This window comes from Nostoc sp. DedSLP04 (assembly GCF_034530775.1).
GTDB lineage: Bacteria > Cyanobacteriota > Cyanobacteriia > Cyanobacteriales > Nostocaceae > Nostoc.
In genome coordinates, this window is the sequence record NZ_JAVRCL010000099.1 from 1 (window position 1) to 19,182 (window position 19,182).

The window sequence follows — 19,182 nt, forward strand, 5'->3', positions numbered from 1 at the left end:
CCTCTAATTCCTTTTGATTTGCGTTCTCTCATATCGCTTTTAGTCTAAACTCCAGATGCAATTGAGAACCGCTATAAGGGGAAGAGGAAAGGGAAAGAAAAAACCTTATAACCTTTACCCTTTTCCCAAAACCCAATTCTGAATTAAAAATGCACAAACCGAGAAGTCTTGAAGCCTTAGTTAATACAGCTCAAGGATTAATTATAAATATTCCTCATATGATAAGTAATCCTTAAGCTGTAGTTAATACGACTTCTTTTGTGGTTATGAATGCTCAAGCTGTAGTTAACACAGCTTCTTCTGTAGTTAGCAATGCTCAAGCTGTAGTTAACACAGCTTCTTCTGTAGTTAGCAATGCTCAAATTGTAATTAAAATTAGATATAGCTGTTCCCATTCTAATGCGGTACACATTATACCGAGGGGTGTAGGGCACGGCACTGCCCATTGGTGTCAATTTAAGAATGATAAAGCCCAAATTTGTTGTTCAAGCGTAGAACCTTAAAGTTCACTCGCTGACTAACAAGAAATAAACACAGGAGAAAATCATGGCTAATTCATTATTCAACCTGCTGAACCTCGCTTCTTTGAATGGCACTAATGGCTTTATAATTAACGGCATTGCAGAATATGACCAGTTAGGCTTTTCAGTCAGCAATGCGGGAGACATCAACAACGATGGCATTGACGACCTGATTATTGGGGCACCTTATGCCAATCCCAACGGCATCTCTCAGGCTGGGCAAAGCTATGTGGTGTTTGGGGGGACAAATATTGCGACTAGCAACACTTCTCGCAACCTGACTGGAACTGCCGATGCAGATAACTTATTTGGTACACCTAGCAACAACATCATTAATGGGTTAACTGGTGACGACACCATAAAAGGCAATGGCGGTGAAGATAAATTTTTGTTTCGCCTTGGCGATGGCGATGACACTATCGCCGATTTTGGTGGCATTGGTAAAAACACAACCCCAACATCGGCGGCGATCGCCAATGTTGACACCTTACAATTTAAAGGTTCGGGTTTAACTGCCCAAAATCTGCAATTAACTCAAAATGGTAACAATTTAGAAGTGACTTTTGAAAAAGTGGCTTTTACCAAAGTCACTTTGCAAAACTTTAAACTAGAAAACCTGGATAATCTCCCAGAAAGCGGTTCACAACCTGCACTTGGCAATATCCTATTTGATGGGCAAACCAACATCGCCGACAGCTTTGATGTGTTCGATGCTAACTCCACTCAAACTTCGCTATTCAACAAGAACACGGTGACTTTCCTCAATGACCTTAACAATAACATCACAGGTTTTGACAACTCTGCTGATGTGGTTAATGGTCAGGGGGGTGACGACATCATCGACGGTAAAAATGGCAATGACATACTCAGAGGTGGTGCGGGCAATGATACCCTTGTCGGTGGTGCAGGCAATGATACCCTTGTCGGTAGTGCGGGTGCTGACCCTTTCTTCAACCTCTCTGACTTGAATGGCACGAATGGCTTTATAATTAACGGCATTGCGGCACGTGACTCTTCAGGCTATTTAGTCAGCAATGCAGGGGACATCAACAACGATGGCATTGACGACCTGATTATTGGGGCACCTAGTGTCTCCCCCTACGACAAAGATTCTGTTTGGCAAAGCTATGTAGTGTTTGGGGGGACAAATCTGGCTAGTGGCGGCACCTTCAACCTCTCTGATTTGAATGGCACTAATGGCTTTTTGATTAACGGCGTAGAAGAAGGTGTATTCTTAAACGGCTCAGTCAGCAATGCGGGGGATATCAACAACGATGGCATCGACGACCTGATTATTTGGGGACCAAGTGCCAATTCGGATGGCAAATCTTATCTTGGGCAAAGCTATGTGGTGTTTGGGGGGACGAATCTGGGCAGTAACGGCAGCCTCAACCTCTCTTCTCTGGATGGTACTAATGGCTTTTTCATTAACGGCATTACAGGAATCGACTTCTCAGGCAAGTCAGTCAGCAATGCGGGGGACATCAACAATGATGGCATTGATGACCTGATTATTGGAGCAGTTACCTCCCCCAACGTCAAATATGAAGCTGGGCAAAGCTATGTAGTGTTTGGGAGAACGAATCTGGGCAGGGGCGGTACCCTTGACGTTTCTTCCCTAGATGGCACTAACGGCTTCGCGATTAACGGCGTTGTAGAAAATGGCCACTTAGGCTACTCAGTTAGCAATGCAGGGGACATCAACAACGATGGCATTGACGACCTGATTATTGGGTCACGAAAGTTCTACCCTGAAAGTTATAATTATGATCCTGGGCAAAGCTATGTAGTGTTTGGGGGAACGAATCTGGGCAGTGGCGGCACCCTTAACCTCTCTGATTTGAATGGTAATAATGGCTTTATAATTAACGGCATTGCAGAAGATAGCAACTCAGGCTCCTTTGTCAGCGATGCAGGGGACATCAATAACGATGGCATTGACGACCTGATTATTTCGTCAAAATATGCTTCCCGCAACGGCAAAGATTTTGTTGGGCAAAGCTATATAGTATTTGGGGGAAGGAATCTGGGCAGTGGCGGCACCCTCAACCTCTCTGATTTGAATGGCACTAACGGCTTTTTAATTAACGTCATTGCAAAAGGTGACTCTTCAAGCTATTCAGTCAGCAAAGCGGGGGACATTAATAACGATGGCATCGACGACCTGATTATTGGGGAATCTGATGCCACCGCCAACGGCAAAAATTCTGCTGGGCAAAGCTATGTAGTCTTTGGGGGAACGAATATAGGCAGTAGCGGCACCCTTAACCTGTCTGACCTGAATGGCACTAATGGCTTTATAATCAACGGCATAGAAGCAAATGACTTATCAGGCTACTCAGTTAGCAATGCGGGGGACATTAACAACGATGGCATTGACGACCTGATTCTTGGGGCAACTGATGCCGATCCCAACGGCAAAAATGGTGCTGGGCAAAGCTATGTGGTGTTTGGGAGGACGAATATAAATAGTGACGACACCCTTAACTCGACCGTAACTCCTGGTGATGATACCCTGGCGGGCAACAGCCGTCAAGATACATTTGTGTTTCACCCTGGTGATGGCAATGACACCATTACCGATTTTAGTGGCATTGGTAAAGGCACAACCCCAACGTCGGCAGCGATCGCTTCTTTGGACACCTTACAATTTATCGGTTCGGGTTTAACTGCCCAAAATCTGCAATTAACTCAAAATGCTAACAACTTAGAAGTTACCTTTGAAAATGTGGCATCTACCAAAGTCACTCTGCAAAACTTCAAATTAGAAAGCCTCGATAATCTGCCTGCTTCTGGAGCAACACCTGCGATTGGCAATATCCTATTTGATGGGCAAACCAACATCACCGACAGCTTTGATGTCTTCAATGCCAACTCTACTCAAGCTAGCCTGTTTAACAAAAACACAGTCACATTCCTCAATGACCTAAATAACAGCATCACAGGTTTTGAAAACTCTAACGATGTGATTAATGCTCAGGGGGATAATGACATTATCTATGGCTTGAGTGGTAACGATCTATTGCGAGGCGGTGATGGTAATGATACTCTCGTCGGCGGTGATGGTAATGATACTCTTGTCGGCGGTGCTGGCGCGGACTGTTTCGTTTACAACACTGATGCAGTTTTTGGCGCGACTGCTGTTGGTGTAGATACCATTAGTGACTTTAACAGTTCCCAAGGCGATCGGATTGTCCTAGATAAAATTACCTTTAGTGCTATTACTTCAACTGCTGGAACAGGTTTTAGTAACAAGAGTGATTTTCAAATCATTTCTAATGGGGAAACTAGCACAGCGAAAATTATCTACGACGCTGTGAATGGACAGTTATTTTACAACCAAAATGGCAGTGCGGCTGGTTTTGGTAGTGGAGGTCTATTTGCAAATCTGATTGGTGCGCCAACTCTAAGTGCATCAGATTTTATTGTGCAAGTTTAAATGCTATTTTCAGGTAAACATAACGTGACTTCAACAAGCCCTTTTTTGACCTCTCCCCCAACCCCTCTTTGACACAGAGAGGGAAGCCAAAACCCTAATTTATCGTTGCTCCTCCCTTTCCCTGTGGGAGAGGGAGGTTGGGAGGGAGAGGTTGATCGGACTCAGTTAAATTAAGAGAATTTACCAGTATCTATTTCATAAAAGTATCATTATTTGTGGAATTTGCTGAACCAGAATAGATTTTTAATGGGGCATAGTAACTGTATAAATATTACAAGTAACTAAATTTATGTCTTTGAGAAAACGTACATCCCGCGTTCTAGAAAATGCTGAGTTAAGATTTGCTGGACTCAAAGCAATTGATGCCAATCTGGATCTTGGAGAGACTTGTAATTTAAAAATACTGACAGAACTAATTGAGCAATTACGCAGCAAGTTAGAAGCTCATAATACTGCTCTCAGCACGATTGACTCTTCCAAAGTAGAAATTGAAGAGTTAGAACAAACCTTGGGTGGTTTCTCCGAAAAAATGCTCATGGGAATCGGCTTTAAATATGGCAAAGATAGCCGCGAATATGAGATGGCTGGTGGAGTTCGCAAAAGTGAACGTATCCGTAAAAGCAGAGCAACTCGCTTGAAAACTATTGCACAAAAAGCATCTAGCCAAGGCACTCAACCCTTGTAGATGTGTAAACAATACAGTTTGGATAGCCAGGAGCAGGGGAGCAGGGGAGAAGTTGCACTAAGTCTTTCCCCTGTGCTCCTCTGCCCCTCTGCTCCTCTGCCTCTTGTGCCCAATGCCCAATGCCCAATGTCTAAAATTCGCGTTGTGAAAAGATCAAAATAGCGATCGCTAACAACATGGCACTATAAAGTAAGCCATAACCAGCATTCATAATCAGTGCAGTAGTGTCAGGTAGTGCTTGCAGACCATAAACGGCATCATTTTTCAAATCTAATCGAGATAAATCTGGTAAGAAAAGAAACAAAGCTTGAGTTAGACGTTCCATACCAGGGTTACGGCTCAGACGACCAAGTTGTACTAAATCTTGAGTAATATTTCCGATTAAATATACTGCAAAGGTTAAAACAGTCGCTAGCAGAGAAGCAGTAAAAACACCAAAGGTAATAGCCACGGCAGTAATTAATGACAACTGCAAAAATAAGAAAATTCCAGCAATTAGAATGCTTGCCGTAGGATGAGGAATACTACCAATTTGCAGAAATACCAGATAAATTACTGTCATCGTGGCAACAAGTACAGCTAGAACTGCGGATAAACCCAAGTATTTGCCGACGATAATTTCGCTGCGACTAACGGGTTTAGCAATTAATACTAAAATAGTGCGTTTTTCAATTTCCTTATTAATTAGTCCCGTACCAATAAATATCGTAATAATTAACCCGATGGCATTCATCGCCGCCATCCCAAAGTCTAAAAACATTTTATCTTCAGCCGTAGCTGCAAATTCAGGAAGGACGCGGAAGGCAGTAGCGAGTACTAGCGCATAAAAACCAATAATATATAGAATGCGATCGCGTACCACTTCCTGAAACACATTCTTTGCCAATACAAAAATTCTGTTAATAGTCATTTGTCATTTGTCATTGGTCATTTGTCATTTGTCATTGGTCATTTGTCATTGGTCATTGGTCATTTGTCATTTGTCAGAAATTATTATTCTCCCCTCTGCTTCCCCTGCTCCTCTGCCTCCCCTGCCTCCCCTGCTCCTCTGCTTCCCCTGCTCCTCTGCCTCTCCTGCTCCTCTGCCCCTCTGCCCCACTCGTCACTGCTGTGGAGGTGGTGAACCAGAAATTAATTTACTGGCGCGATCGCATTCGATTTCTGCAACTGTAATCTTATTCTCGGAATTATTGGTTGCTGCAACTGGTTCAATGCGACAAGATTTTTTTAAGTAATAGCCCCGTGGGTTAGAACTCGGGCCTATCCAAATACTTAATAAATCTAATATATATCCAGACTTAGTATTAGCTACACGCGGTTCAACGCGCCATAGTTCTTTCTCTTCATATTTACTCAGGTTCTTTTTAATGATTTCCCTGCCCAGATTTCCTACCCGCTGTTTTGCATCTAGCAACCATTTTTCTACTTCTGACCAAGGTTTTTGGGCTATTTGCTCTACTACTATTGGTTGAAGTCTCTGGAGAATGATAACGCCGTTTTTGGGAATTTTTACTAATTCTTCTGTTCTAGGAACAAAGGTACTATGTTTAAAAGTATCTGCCTGCAAACTGGGATATTGTCGTAACCAATTATCCGTCACAAAGTGAAACTGAATCCAGCAACTTAGCAACATACTACTAGCAACTAAAATTATGATTCTTTGGCGATCTTGTGGTTTAGGAATGCGAGCTTTTGCATCGGTATCATTTCCTTCGATAAACTCTGGTATTGCCGTAATTAGTGCTGAAATTGTCGGCCAAAAAACGATTGTTCTGGGTGTAATTATATCTCGTTGATCTCCAAATGCAAAAACACTCACTAAGAATCCAGTGATTACTGCTCCGACTGGCATAAAAGTACCAGGAACCCTCAAAGGATCTTCAGTTGTATACCAAGCTGTGCCGGCAATTAAAAATAACCAACCGAAAAAGGCAATTACATCTTTGATATAACCTGTGGCACAATATGAAAGTATCCAAGAAAAAATACTTAAATAAATAAATGTCTGCCAAGAATAAGCTTTGGGTGGAATTAATATTTTTCTAATTCCCGCATAAAGCCCTTCAACAAATTTAAAAGCCCCAAAGGCATCTTTTAGTAGCGTATTCATATTCCTCCGTACACCTGATTAATCAATATTTTTCCTCTGAAATAAACAAGTAGTTTATTACTATTTTGAACGAAATAATAAAATAATAGTTATTGCAGTATAGCTCAGAGAATTTGCTATTAGTATAGTAGTAACTAAATTAGTATTTTGGAAATTAAGGGTTGTAAAACGACGCCGTTGCAAGCGCTGGGATGTTTTAGGTTCCTCTTCCTTGGTCGCAAATGATTCATTTAATGAGAATAATAAGACCCTTAAAATGAAAAATTTCATCAAAAACGTAGTAAAAAAAATTATACAAGCAGTTAAAATAATTAAAGGCTGTGTGTTCGCCGATTTGAAATTATTAAAAAACATATAGTTAATTAATTCTGATTTTATTTGTATTGGCAACATTGGTTCTGATACAAAAAATATGAACCAACCAATTACGCTAGAAAACAGATTGATAGAAATTGCATAAAAAGTACTGGTTTTTTTGTCAAATTTTAGTCGAGAATGCAAAACATAAGCTTCGATGGGGATAGCAATCAGTACAAATAAAAAGTCAAACAGAAATCCACCAATGGGAAAAATCCTGGGAAGCATCCAATTATCAGGCATAAAGGTTACGGGTAAGGGTTAACTGTAGTGAGTATAACTGGGATAGTAAGGGTGATGGGGGAAATTATCCCATTGTTCTTGTCCTTTACTATGCGAGTGTGCCAGTATTCCTCTATTAGACTTCTTCCAGAAGTGGGGAAAAAGGTAAGGGGTAAGGGGTAAAGGGTAAAGGTATGGAATTATTCCTTCCCCTTTAACCTTTCCCCAACCGGAAAGCAAAAGTAACTTTTGCTTTCCGGTCTATTGATATTGTTAATAGAGCGAACTAACCCTTGTACAAAGGCGTTAGAGGGGCAGTTTCTCTACCTGAGAGTACAAGAGGTTAGGTAAGATTAAAGACTGCCATAGTTATAGCTTTTCCAGAGATGACAAGGAACGGTATTGGGATTCGGACGGCGCAAGTGCGTCAAGAACGGCTTATTGGTCAAATTCACGTTTACGATGGTCTGGGTAAAGGTAAATCTCAAGCGGCTTTGGGAGTGGTTTTGCGCTCCATTGGCTTGGGAATAAATACGCCTAGCAATTCTAATCGTGTTTTACTGCTGCGATTTTTAAAAGGGCCAGAACGTGATTATGACGAAGATGGCGCGATCGCAGCTTTACAACGCGGGTTTCCCCATTTAATTGACCAGGTTCGCACTGGGAGAGCGGAATTTTTTGGACATGAGAAAATTACCACTTTTGACCGAGATGAAGCAATGCGAGGTTGGGATGTCGCCAAAGGTGCGATCGCTAGTGGTTTATATTCAGTTGTCGTCTTAGATGAAATTAACCCAGTTCTGGATTTGGGTTTGCTACCAGTGGATGAAGTCGTAAAGACATTAAAATCTAAACCCCAAGAGTTGGAAATCATTGCCACTGGACGCGCCGCACCGCAAAAATTGCTCGATATTGCAGATTTGCACTCAGAAATGAAACCTCATCACCACCCAACAGCCAAAGCTCTCTTCCTGGAAGGGATTGAAATTTATACTGGTGCTGGTAAAGGTAAGTCTACTAGTGCTTTGGGCAAAGCTTTGCAGGCGATTGGTAGAGGAATTAACCATCCAGGGTCTACCCGTGTATTGATTATGCAGTGGCTTAAAGGTGGTAGCGGCTACACAGAAGACGCCGCGATCGCCGCTTTGCAGCAGTCATATCCAGAAGTGGTGGATCATCAGCGTTGCGGTGGAGATGCGATCGTCTGGCGAAATTCCCGACAAGAATTAGATTATGTAGAAGCCGAACGAGGTTGGGAAATTGCAAAAGTTGCGATCGCCTCTGGATTGTATAAAACTATTATTCTTGATGAACTCAATCCCACCGTTGACTTAGAATTACTCCCCGTAGAACCCATTGTCCAAGCTTTACTCCGCAAACCCCGCGATACCGAAATTATTATCACTGGCCGTTGCCAAAATCCACCCGCGTACTTTGATTTAGCTAGCGTCCACTCAGAGGTTTATTGCCACAAACACTATGCTAATCAAGGCGTAGAACTTAAACGAGGTGTAGATTTTTAGGCATTGCTGAGTTAGTTCATATGCTAGATTTTCTAGAAAAAACAAATTTATTTACCATTTTGGTAAACTTATATTAGTCTAGTAACGCATGGAAATCACTTTCGCTGACCGTAAACTGCAAAATCTATGCGAACAACAAGACGTAGCGCAAAGAAAATTGGGTGCAAACTGTGCTAAAAAATTGATAACCCGATTGGCTGACCTTGCCGCTGTTAGCTGTGTCAAGGAATTATGTGCAGGTCGTCCCCATCCCTTAAAAGGAGATCGTGCAGGTGAATTTGCAGTAGACCTAGAAGGTGGTAAACGACTTGTATTTAAGCCAAGATTTCGACCCCATCCCCCTTACCGAGGATGAAATCATTGATTGGTCAAAAGTTACTGCTGTTTGTATTGAATTCAATTGGAGATTACCATGATTGAGACAACCCGTACCTTTACTCCAGATTGGGTATCTCCTCCCGGTGATACCATCGCTGATATATTAGAAGAGCGTGATTGGACACAAGTACAGTTAGCAGAGCGATTAGGCTACACTACGAAACATATAAGCCTACTTATCAATGGCAAAGCACCTATCAATGAAGAAACAGCCTTAAAGCTAGAACGAGTTTTAGGGAGTACAACAGCATTTTGGCTCAATCGCGAAGCCCAATATCGCGCCGGTTTAGTACGGATAGAAGAAGAAAACCGCTTAAAGGAGTGGACAACTAGCAGGAATTTTTACTTCTGGGTAGTAAAATATTTTGCACAAAGCGATCGCGTCCTGCTGCCTTTGCTTGATATAACGCCCGATCGGCTGCGGTAATCATTTCTTCTAAGTCAGAATCTGGCTGAGGAATTTCTGTTGTAAACCCAACACTAATAGTTACATGAGAACTAACTTGGGATTTTTGATGAGGAATTGCTAATGTTTGGACAGCACGACAAATTTGGTCGGCAACATGAGTCGCCCCTTCGGTGTCTGTGTTCGGTAAAATCACAGCAAATTCTTCCCCACCATAACGGGCAACTAAATCTCCGGGACGTTTAATAATATCTTTGATAGCTTGGGCAATTTTCTGAAGACAGCGATCGCCTACCCGATGACCATAGGTATCATTATATAATTTGAAAAAATCAACATCGCAAAGAATCAGAGAAAGCGGACGTTGCTCGCGTTTTAGACGCTGCCACTCTTGGGAAAAATACTCTTCAAACCGTCGGCGATTAGCTACTTGAGTTAATCCATCGATAGTAACTAATCGCTGCAATTCCAGATTCACGGCTTCCAGTTTTTGCTGTAACTGAGATTGCTGAATCAAGCGTTTTACCCGTTGTCGCAAAACTGGCCAGTGAATCGGTTTGGTAACAAAATCCATTGCTCCCACTGCAAATGCACGGTCAACTGACTCTTGATCTTCAAGTCCTGTAATCATTAAAACTGGAGTATACTTGTTACAATCCAAAAGTTCCAACTGAGTACAACACTCGAATCCATCCATATCCGGCATTATGGCATCAAGGAGTACTATATCAGGGTGCAATCGGTTAAAAAGATTTATTGCCTCTATGCCATTTTGAGCTTCCACTATTTGATAGCCTTCCCGCTCTAAGAAATGCCGCAGTATCATGCGAATAAAAGGTTCATCATCAACAATTAAAACTAAAGATTGGCTTTCTTGAGCAGTGGCTTTCATGGTGCTTCCTTCGCGAGTTCTTTTTCTAAGGCAGTTTTAACTTGTTCATATTCCTGATACAGTAGTGAAAGTAATTCTAAATTGTTTTCTAAGTTACTGCTGCGTGCTTGTACTTCTAACACCTTGCAAAGGTGTGCCAAAGCGATCGCTCCAATAGAAGCACTGCTGGACTTGAGTTTGTGTGCTGTCTGCCATATAGTCTGGATATCCTGAGTTGCGATCGCTGTGCTGATATGTTGCACTAGTCTGGCTGTCTCTGTAAGATAACACTCAATTAGTTCAGTAAATGCCACACGATCTCCTCTAAGCATAAGCTGCAAGGATTGCAGGATTTTGGCATCAATTTTGGTACTTTTTAATATTTGGTTTTGCCCTGACTGTAAGATATTTGACGAAGGTTGCAATTCTAGACCCATTACTTCCCCTTGTTGTTCGATGGAAGTGAATTTAAAATTTCTTTGGGGTGGACATTTGCTGAGTGCCTGAGCTAACTCTTGTAGTTGAATAGGTTTGCTAATGTAGTCATCCATACCAGCAGCAAGACAAAGTTGGCGATCGCCCCGCATGGCATTGGCAGTTATGGCGATGATATAAGGACGAAAACCCACCTCCCATTCTTGACAGATTTTTCGAGTTGCTTCTAACCCATCCATTTTGGGCATATGAACATCCATCAACACTACGTCAAATCGCTGTTTTTGCAGAGCTGCGATCGCTTCTAGCCCATTGCTGACGACCTCTGCGCCATAACCTATTTTCTGTAGCATCAATAGAGCAACTTTCTGATTAACAACCGTGTCCTCTGCCAGAAGAATTCGCAGTGGCAGCCGATGGCCTAAATGCCGATCTACCAAGGGAAAATGAGAAATACTGCCGAGGATCGGCTGATTTCCCAAAACACGAGTTATAACATCGTAGAGTTGAGAGTGTTTAATGGGTTTACTCAAAGAAGCAGCAAACTGGACATCATTAAAATCAGAAAAAGTTTCTACTTTCGCTAAAGAGGTCATAATTATCAAAGGCAGATTTTGACAACCAGATTGCTTGCGGATTTGACGAGCTAGAGTTATGCCATCCATTTCCGGCATCTGCATATCTAAAATAGCTATATCAAACTGTGTTCCCTGAGCAAGTTTAACTAAAGCTTCTTTTCCAGATTTGGCAGCATAAGTTTCCATCTTCCAAGACTCAGCTTGCAAGCTAAGAATTTGGCGATTGGTTAAATTATCATCCACAATCAATAGTCGCTTGGATGCAAGCAGGGTTGAAGTGCTTAATTCAGCTTGTTCTGATTGAGCAGCCACTTTGGTAATAATGGTGAAGTAAAATGTTGAACCTGGTGAAGAGTCAGGAAATGATAATAATTTTCTCTTATCCCATCTAGGGCTAGAATTACCACCAACAAACCCCTGGCTTTCTACCCAAAGAGTGCCGCCCATCATCTTACTGAGCCGCTTACTAATCGCCAATCCTAGCCCTGTGCCACCGTATCGTCGAGTCATGGAGACATCAGCCTGAGTGAAAGGTTGAAATAATCGCTCTATTTTCTCTGGTGCGATACCAATACCTGTATCTTTGATTGCAAATTGAATTTCGTAGAGAAGTTGCTCTTTTTCAACAGGTATCGGGGATTGGGCATAAGAGGCAGAGGGGCAGAGGAGCATAGGGGCAGAAGGGAAAGACTTACTGCTACTTCTTCTTTTCTGCTCCCCTGCTCCCCTACTCCCCTGCTCCCCTGCTCGCCAGTCCCCAATCCCCAGTTCAACAGAGAGTAATACTTCTCCGGTTTCGGTAAACTTGATCGCATTATTGAGAAGATTCATCAAAACTTGGCGCAGACGAGTCAAATCACCGACGATCTCAATGGGAACTTGGGGCTGGATCAGATAAACTAGTTCGATATCCTTTTGGGCAGCTTTCGGAGCTAAAAAGGAAATAGCCTCCTCCACACAAGCTCTTAAACTAAAAGGCTGTTCTTCTAATTCTAGTTTGCCCGATTCAATTTTGGAGAAATCTAGAATATCGTTGATGATGGTGAGTAAAGTATCTCCGCTACTGTGAACTATTTCCAGAAAGTCTTGCTGTTGAGGTGTAAGGTCAGTATCCAGCAATAGACCTGTCATGGCAATAACAGCATTCATTGGAGTCCGAATTTCATGGCTCATCATTGCCAAAAACTCACTTTTTGCCCGATTTGCGGCTTCTGCTTGACGTTTTGCCTGCTCCAAGGCAAAGTTTTTCAAGGTAAGTTCTTCACGTTGGCGTGTTTCTTGTTCCAGTAAGTGAGCATGTGCTAGAGCAATACCCAGTTGAGCCGCCACAGCTTCTAGTAATTCGATTTCGTCTTGTGTCCATTGGCGAAAATAGCTGCACTGATGTAAACCGATCGCTCCGTTGGGTTCTCCTTGATAGGAAGTGCGGATTGACAGCATAGACTTCAGCCCAATTTCTCGACAGATAGGCTGAACCATTTCCAGTAAAGGCTCAACGTACACATTTGGAGAAGCGATCGCACTTTCTTGGGTCATCATCTGCTCGACATGGGGATTGTTAGTCATGGGAACTTCCAATTTCAATACAGAGCAGTAACCAGGGAGTGTATTATATTCTGCTACTAGGGGAATTTGCGGTGTGGGGTTACTAATGTAAGAGTGAATCAGGCAGCGATCGGCAGCAAATGTTTGTCCAATTTGGGTAGCAGCTGTCTCAAAAATTTTTTTGGTATCAAGACTTTGACGAATTTCCTGAGTAATTTTTTCAAGTAGTAAGGTGCGATGTAATTGCCTTTGCAGTGCCTCTTTAGCTCGTTTGTTTTCAGTAATGTCATGATTGATGCCAACAGTGGCAACAGTTTCCCCCTGTTCATCCTGTAAAGCGACTACGGTTGTTTCGCAAATTCCCTCACTGCCATCTTTGCGAATAAAGTGTATTTCCCCTGACCAGCGTCCTTGCTGGTTGACTGTTGACAAAATTTCGGCGCTTAATGTTGCGGCTACTTCCGGCTGATGCAAAATACTGGGATGTTGAGCTAAAATCTCGGCTTTGGTATAGCCAAACATACCTTCGGCAGCAGGATTCCAGTCAATAATACTTCCGGTTAAATCTGTGATAATTACGCCATCATGCATATTTTCAAAGGTGAGAGCTTGCCGACGTAGATTGGCTTCGGCTTGCTTGCGTAAGCAAAGCTCTTTGTAGACATCGCTAATATCTCTCTGAATGCCAATGAAGTGGCTTAACTCACCATTGTCATCATGAATCGGAGAAATACTCAATTCATTCCAAAACAAAGTATCATCTTTGCGATAGTTGCGGAGAACAACTTTGCAACTTCTTCCAGCTTGAATAGATGAGCGCAATTCATTAAGTGCTGGTTGCTGGGTATCTGTGCGTTGCAAAAATCGACAGTTTTGCCCAATTACATCAGTAACACTGTAGCCTGTTATTTGCTCAAAGGCAGGGTTAACGTAAATAATGGGATTGTAGGCGATTTTGGCATCGGCAATCATAATTCCATTACTGGTAGCGGCAAGTGCCCTCTCCCTCAGCCTCAAGGTTTCTTCAACCAGCTTTAAATCAGTAATGTCAAACATAAATCCCCTCAGCCCGATCGCAGTTCCGGCTTCCTCAACGACACTAACAATGTCTCGCAGCCAAACAACTCGCCCATCAGCAGCTAACATCCGATATTCCAATTCGTGATTTTCGCACCTAGCAGTTGCTTCTTGACAAAAACGAACAGAATTTTTCTTGTCATCTGGATGCAGATGATTAACCCAAAAATTTTCCTCGTACCACTCTGCGATCGGATAATTTAGCAAGTCTACCGCTTGTGGCCCAACATAAATAAATCGCCAAGTTTTCAAGTCTAATTCCCAAGGGATGACTTTGACAGTTTCCACCAACTGTCGCAAACGATTTTCACTGGCGCTTAGGGCAATTTCTACCTGTTTCTGTTCAAAAATCCTGTGAGTTAACTCCTGATTGATTGCTGTTATTTGTTGATTTCTTACTTTCATTGCCAAGGCAAAATAAATTGATAATGTTAGCGTGACAATAACTAATAACCCTGCAATCAATTCTACTTGTGTTGATAATCCCGGATTTTGGATTAAAAGTCTCTGCCAGAGTAGGAATACAGAGATTGAGAAGAAAATCCCCAGCAACAGGGCAAGTAATTCTTGTTGACGAAAAAATCTCACAGCTTTGAACCAGTTATATAGGTGCTGTTTTTCCACTTATTAACTCTCTAGAATTTTCAGGGCTTATTGCACTAACTTTTACTTTTAAGTAATCTAAAATACCAACAACAAGGGGGAATTTACGGAATTTATTTTTAGTTAATATATCAATATGTTTATGTATTTTACGAAAAGTTTAATCATTTCTAATTATAATTACACTTGTTTTGATACCAATTATTTTATTTATGAATACGCATAGTAAAAAATCCCACCACCTGCGGCACATCTCCTTGGTAAGGTTGGCAGGGGCCAAAACAATGTGCAGCTTCACCGAAAATTCGTATGAGAACTGCTAATTTTCAGTAGTACAGCCTGATGTTAATTGAGATGGTAGAAGGTACTAGAAACCAAAAGATCCCCAACTTCTTGAAGTAAGTCGGGGATCTAAGCCTCTTGCTGGAGAGCAAATTAAATATAGTGGTTCGCGCAAATTTTAAGTAGACTACGCCTGCGATCGCAACAAAAGGGTAATGAAAATTCAAAACCAGATTGTAGAGACGCGATTTATCGCGTCTTGATTTATCGCGTCTTGAAAGACCAATAACCCTTAAGCCAAGCATATTGGATTAAAAACAAGGGTTAATGCCATTCGCTTGTACTTTAAATTGCAGCTTCTTGGCGTTGACAATCAAAAACAACCATGTAGGAAGCATCTGGTATTTCTTGAGGAAGGTGTCGCATATAGCCATCGGCATCAGAACGGCTGCGGAAGCGAGCAACAATCTCCCGTTGCGTATTAGGAAGTTGACGAGCGATCGCCCAAGAATTGAGGCGTTCTTTATACGCAAGAGTTTGATTGTCTGATTGGGAAGTTTTGTTATCCGTATTTTCTGGCATAATTATGTTAACCGTATGAAGTTTAATGAAGGGCGTTAATTAGTTTCTAGGTAGGAATGCACCAACGCTTTTTTTAATGCTGCTGCCACCTTGTTATTCGATTATTAATAAATTGTCAACACTGAAGCCTATATTTTAGACCAATCAAGTTCAAATTTTCAGGTGGCAATGGCTCTCAAAGCCTTAAGTTGCAATTGTTTCCACGACACAACAATGTTCTAGCAGAAAGTTTGAGAATTATTAGGTTTGCATTATTTGTATGTATACACATAAGTAAAGTCCGCATCAGTGCTAAAACAAACATTCAGGTCTGAAAACATACTATTTAGAAACTGAAGAGAAAATAAATAATATACATAGAATTAATCAGCACGTACACACTCTTAATTTTTCTATAGTCTGATTAGTAAAGCTACATTGCAGGCATTTACATTTTTTATAGTTAGTTGAGAATAATTAAATTTTCAGAGTTTATTGAAATATTCAAAAATGAATTTTCCTTCAGCTTTTGACTAGAGTTTTAGGGACAAAGCATAGTGCAATTGTTGAAATTGACAATTCTTGACTAATTGTCACAAAATAGTTAAAATCTTTTCGACGAAATTATGGTTATCGATAATGAAAACACCATTTTTAACATCAATAATTCAAAAAATAGCAGAGGAAATAGAAGCAGTAGTTTTAATAGACCCAGAATGCACTTTTATGGGATTGATTACATTTAAAAACGGCAATAAAACCTTTTTTCGTAATACCAGGTTTAGTATTAATTCTTTTGGCTCAGTGGCAATTGCTAAAGACAAAGCAGTTTCAAACTTTTTTTTGAATAAATTTGGCTATAAGGTTACTGAAGGAAAAACGTTTTTTAGTGACGAATTATGCGAAGAGATAGCTAATTCTAGAAATATAGATGCAGGATTTTATTATGCTCAGGAGTTGGGATTTCCTGTAATTGTCAAGCCGATTAATCTTAGCCAAGGAATGTTTGTTACCAAGGTTTACAATAAACAAGAATATTATCAAGTAGCTAAGAAAATCTTGCAAAAAATCTCAGGATTTATTGTTGAGCGATTCTATAGTGGCAATGATTATAGAATCGTAGTACTTGACGATCGAGTAATTTCGGCATATCAAAGAATTCCTTTATCGATCGTTGGAGATGGTCAATCTACTGTTTTGCAACTTATGCAACAGAAGCAGGAAACTTTTATCAAAAATGGTAGACAAGAAATTATAGATTTTGAAGATTACAGAATCCAAAAAAACTTGCGAAGACAGAAGCTAAATTTTAGTAATGTTATACCTAAGAATAATATAGTTTATCTTTTAGATAATGCAAATTTATCAACTGGAGGTGAGGCAATAGATTTCACTGACAATATCCATCCTGATTTTAAAAAATTAGCAGTAAATATTACAAAAGATATGGAGTTGAGATTATCAGGTGTGGATATTCTTGCTAGTGATATAACCTCACCAATGGAAGATTATACAATTATTGAAGTAAATGGCGCTCCTAGCTTAACTCACTATGCGTCATTTGGTGAAGTTCAGACAAAAAGAGTCGAAAATTTATATCTCCAAGTTCTCAAAATACTTGAAAACGAGAATAAAAGAGTAAATAATTGATTTTGACTGGAGGCGAAGCAGAGGTTGCTCCCGTCCTGAATTCTTTTTCAATTCTAACGATTTCTTCACCACTCCTTATTTAGTAGGGATTCAAATTCAGCTTGTAAGGCGGTTATATCCGCCAACCTTGTGACTAGTAAATTATCTTTACCAGCATCATTTAAACGCACTTTCCAATAACGAATGCTGTCTGAGTTATTCAACCAAAACTTAATCACAGTATCTACCACTTGATCCAAATTCCAATCCCACTTTGCTGGAACTGATTCTACCGATTCTAAAAACGTATCTAGCGTACACGTATGCATTCCCAAGTATTCCACACCTTGGTGGGGTAGTTTTTGCCCGTTTTGTTGTTGCTGATTAAAAAACTGCAAAAGTGGAGATATTCCTACAATATCAAAAGTGTATTTCATGTCACTACTCCCAATTTTATATTACTTACAGGAAATATTTAGTTTTTTCTATTTCTAAAATAATATCTGGAAAGGAACTAAAGCATCTACAGAAAGTGCAGTTTTGGTCTATATCATAGGCGTTAAACTTCAGCTATAAATTAGCACTTACAAGCATTGAGTGCTAATATTTATTTAAGAGTTTGATTGATTACTAAAAAGTTTCAGGCATTAATTAAAGGATGCATATATCTTTAATAATTATTTAATTAGTTATGTTACGACTTGTAAAGCCTAGATCCTCTCTAACTCACCTTTTGAGGGCTGGTGATTACCAATAAAGCGGCTGTGTAATGAAATCAGTAAGCCAACACATAACTTGGATGCGATCGCGTCTGTCAAGCAAACTGCCATAATTTGAGCGATCGCACCCAAAATGCAGATAAAGTCAAGTCAAAGGAATATAAACCCAAATTAAATTGGCAGTCAGTTCTAAAAGTGTCACTTACTAGACTGGCCTTTTGATTGAAGCAGTGATACTATCTAATTGTGTGAGGAGCAAGTTAAAAATAAAAAGCGCCTGGGGTGGAAACACGGCAACACTCCCAGGCGCTTTTTAATTGGTACACAGAAAAAAGTCTTTGCAGATTTCCCCAAACCGGATTGCTATACATCGGATGTAGCAATAGCCCAATCAAAATCTAAAATTCCTTAAGCCGCACCAAATTCAGATTGTAAGGCTTCATCGTTATTATCAGCGATCGTTGCCACAATGGTAATTAGCCGAGACACTTCGCCAGGAGATAACTCTGCTAAGGTGCGTGTCGATATTACAACCACTCGGTTTTCAATAATACCGAAACGCGCTTCAAAAGTACTAGAGCAGTTCAACTCCAAAAGATACCGCATCAACTTAGGTTCATCTTTGGCAGGTAAATTTAGCACCGCAGACCAAACTGTTATTGTGTCTTCATCGGTTGTCCCGTTGAGTTGGACAAATACTTCCACGCTTCCATACTTAAACTTCCAGAGATAACCACCCTCTGGAGTGTGGCTAACCATCGCACTATCATCTTGTTCCAAAGAGTCGATGACATTTTCAATTACCTCAAGATGGTTAATGCTCGTCGTCTCGCCGATTAAAGCATTAACGGATTCGTTATTACTAGTTAGGGTTTCTGGGTAGCTGGTCATACAGATTTTTTCTCAACATACTCGCTCTACACATACTTTATAACTTGTAGACGTAGTTGTAAGGGCAATCCATGAATTGCCCCTACTGATTGCATGGTTCTTCCCGCTACCATCTGGTACTATTTTGCAAAAATGAGAATAGACTTCTTGGCATTTGTCGGGGCAAAGGGGAAAGGGAAAAGAAACTCAAAATCCTTTCCCTTTAACCTTTTTCTTTTTCCCTAAGAGTGCAAAAATATATTTTTGCAAGAGACTTCATGAGTGGAACTCACAAGGAACAATAAAAATATCTCTTCCCCCAGTCCCCAGTCCCCAGTCCCCAGTCCCCAGTCCCCAGTCCCCAGTCCCCA

At 40.9% G+C, this 19,182-nt stretch carries 15 protein-coding genes; 7 read left to right on the plus strand and 8 right to left on the minus strand.

Going from position 1 to position 19,182, the window contains the following annotated elements; translation table 11 throughout:
- The first annotated feature begins 260 nt into the window (after nucleotides 1-260).
- The 3 genes from RMX89_RS32745 (at nucleotide 261) to RMX89_RS32755 (ending at nucleotide 4,645) form a co-directional block, all read left to right on the plus strand.
- Nucleotides 261-503: a hypothetical protein gene (locus RMX89_RS32745; protein ID WP_322691889.1), complete on the plus strand. Its 243-nt coding sequence runs from the start codon at nucleotides 261-263 to the stop codon at nucleotides 501-503.
- Between the two features lie 43 nt (nucleotides 504-546).
- A complete protein-coding gene (locus RMX89_RS32750) occupies nucleotides 547-3,960 on the plus strand; it encodes a hypothetical protein (protein WP_322691890.1) in 3,414 nt (1,137 codons plus the stop codon).
- Nucleotides 3,961-4,249: 289 nt separating this feature from the next.
- On the plus strand, nucleotides 4,250-4,645 hold the full coding sequence (locus tag RMX89_RS32755) for a hypothetical protein (RefSeq protein ID WP_322675462.1): 396 nt from the start codon (nucleotides 4,250-4,252) through the stop codon (nucleotides 4,643-4,645).
- Nucleotides 4,646-4,775: 130 nt separating this feature from the next.
- Here the strand turns inward: RMX89_RS32755 and RMX89_RS32760 are convergent, their stop codons facing one another.
- From RMX89_RS32760 to fraC, 3 genes are all read right to left on the minus strand, one after another.
- Entirely contained in the window at nucleotides 4,776-5,555 is a 780-nt protein-coding gene (locus tag RMX89_RS32760) for an ABC transporter permease (RefSeq protein ID WP_322691891.1), read from the minus strand.
- Nucleotides 5,556-5,747: 192 nt separating this feature from the next.
- Entirely contained in the window at nucleotides 5,748-6,755 is a 1,008-nt protein-coding gene (gene fraD, locus RMX89_RS32765; protein WP_322691892.1) for a septal junction protein FraD, read from the minus strand.
- Between the two features lie 60 nt (nucleotides 6,756-6,815).
- Nucleotides 6,816-7,355, minus strand: a complete 540-nt coding sequence (fraC, locus tag RMX89_RS32770) for a filament integrity protein FraC (protein WP_322691893.1) — start codon at nucleotides 7,353-7,355, stop codon at nucleotides 6,816-6,818.
- A 365-nt stretch (nucleotides 7,356-7,720) separates the two neighbouring features.
- Here fraC and RMX89_RS32775 point away from each other — a divergent pair, with 365 nt between their 5' ends.
- The 3 genes from RMX89_RS32775 (at nucleotide 7,721) to RMX89_RS32785 (ending at nucleotide 9,662) form a co-directional block, all read left to right on the plus strand.
- Nucleotides 7,721-8,857, plus strand: a complete 1,137-nt coding sequence (locus RMX89_RS32775; RefSeq protein WP_322691894.1) for a cob(I)yrinic acid a,c-diamide adenosyltransferase — start codon at nucleotides 7,721-7,723, stop codon at nucleotides 8,855-8,857.
- Nucleotides 8,858-8,945: 88 nt separating this feature from the next.
- A complete protein-coding gene (locus tag RMX89_RS32780; protein ID WP_322691895.1) occupies nucleotides 8,946-9,212 on the plus strand; it encodes a killer suppression protein HigA in 267 nt (88 codons plus the stop codon).
- A 57-nt stretch (nucleotides 9,213-9,269) separates the two neighbouring features.
- Nucleotides 9,270-9,662 carry a helix-turn-helix transcriptional regulator gene (locus RMX89_RS32785; protein WP_322691896.1) on the plus strand — a complete coding sequence of 131 codons (393 nt, stop codon included), beginning with the start codon at nucleotides 9,270-9,272 and terminating at the stop codon, nucleotides 9,660-9,662.
- Here the strand turns inward: RMX89_RS32785 and RMX89_RS32790 are convergent.
- The 3 genes from RMX89_RS32790 to RMX89_RS32800 form a co-directional block, all read right to left on the minus strand.
- A complete protein-coding gene (locus RMX89_RS32790; protein WP_322691897.1) occupies nucleotides 9,565-10,533 on the minus strand; it encodes a PleD family two-component system response regulator in 969 nt (322 codons plus the stop codon). The genes RMX89_RS32785 and RMX89_RS32790 overlap by 98 nt on opposite strands.
- Nucleotides 10,530-14,771, minus strand: coding sequence for a PAS domain S-box protein (locus RMX89_RS32795; protein WP_322691898.1), 4,242 nt, complete (start codon nucleotides 14,769-14,771; stop codon nucleotides 10,530-10,532). The genes RMX89_RS32790 and RMX89_RS32795 overlap by 4 nt, the downstream gene beginning before the upstream one ends.
- 606 nt (nucleotides 14,772-15,377) lie before the next feature.
- Entirely contained in the window at nucleotides 15,378-15,614 is a 237-nt protein-coding gene (locus RMX89_RS32800; protein ID WP_322675469.1) for a hypothetical protein, read from the minus strand.
- A gap of 618 nt (nucleotides 15,615-16,232) precedes the next feature.
- Here RMX89_RS32800 and RMX89_RS32805 point away from each other — a divergent pair.
- A complete protein-coding gene (locus RMX89_RS32805) occupies nucleotides 16,233-17,243 on the plus strand; it encodes a cyanophycin synthetase (protein WP_322691899.1) in 1,011 nt (336 codons plus the stop codon).
- A 65-nt stretch (nucleotides 17,244-17,308) separates the two neighbouring features.
- Here RMX89_RS32805 and RMX89_RS32810 read toward each other — a convergent pair whose 3' ends face one another.
- Nucleotides 17,309-17,659: a hypothetical protein gene (locus tag RMX89_RS32810; protein ID WP_322691900.1), complete on the minus strand. Its 351-nt coding sequence runs from the start codon at nucleotides 17,657-17,659 to the stop codon at nucleotides 17,309-17,311.
- A 690-nt stretch (nucleotides 17,660-18,349) separates the two neighbouring features.
- Nucleotides 18,350-18,832 carry a YbjN domain-containing protein gene (locus RMX89_RS32815; RefSeq protein WP_322675472.1) on the minus strand — a complete coding sequence of 161 codons (483 nt, stop codon included), beginning with the start codon at nucleotides 18,830-18,832 and terminating at the stop codon, nucleotides 18,350-18,352.
- Nucleotides 18,833-19,182: the final 350 nt, after the last annotated feature.

Bases quoted from the DNA above. Each gene is read 5' to 3' on its own strand.
- RMX89_RS32750 (WP_322691890.1), top strand. From the start codon at position 547: ATGGCTAATTCATTATTCAACCTGCTGAACCTCGCTTCTTTGAATGGC.
- RMX89_RS32755 (WP_322675462.1), top strand. From the start codon at position 4,250: ATGTCTTTGAGAAAACGTACATCCCGCGTTCTAGAAAATGCTGAGTTA.
- RMX89_RS32760 (WP_322691891.1), bottom strand. From the start codon at position 5,555: ATGACTATTAACAGAATTTTTGTATTGGCAAAGAATGTGTTTCAGGAA.
- fraD (WP_322691892.1), bottom strand. From the start codon at position 6,755: ATGAATACGCTACTAAAAGATGCCTTTGGGGCTTTTAAATTTGTTGAA.
- fraC (WP_322691893.1), bottom strand. From the start codon at position 7,355: ATGCCTGATAATTGGATGCTTCCCAGGATTTTTCCCATTGGTGGATTT.
- RMX89_RS32775 (WP_322691894.1), top strand. From the start codon at position 7,721: ATGACAAGGAACGGTATTGGGATTCGGACGGCGCAAGTGCGTCAAGAA.
- RMX89_RS32780 (WP_322691895.1), top strand. From the start codon at position 8,946: ATGGAAATCACTTTCGCTGACCGTAAACTGCAAAATCTATGCGAACAA.
- RMX89_RS32785 (WP_322691896.1), top strand. From the start codon at position 9,270: ATGATTGAGACAACCCGTACCTTTACTCCAGATTGGGTATCTCCTCCC.
- RMX89_RS32790 (WP_322691897.1), bottom strand. From the start codon at position 10,533: ATGAAAGCCACTGCTCAAGAAAGCCAATCTTTAGTTTTAATTGTTGAT.
- RMX89_RS32800 (WP_322675469.1), bottom strand. From the start codon at position 15,614: ATGCCAGAAAATACGGATAACAAAACTTCCCAATCAGACAATCAAACT.
- RMX89_RS32805 (WP_322691899.1), top strand. From the start codon at position 16,233: ATGAAAACACCATTTTTAACATCAATAATTCAAAAAATAGCAGAGGAA.
- RMX89_RS32810 (WP_322691900.1), bottom strand. From the start codon at position 17,659: ATGAAATACACTTTTGATATTGTAGGAATATCTCCACTTTTGCAGTTT.
- RMX89_RS32815 (WP_322675472.1), bottom strand. From the start codon at position 18,832: ATGACCAGCTACCCAGAAACCCTAACTAGTAATAACGAATCCGTTAAT.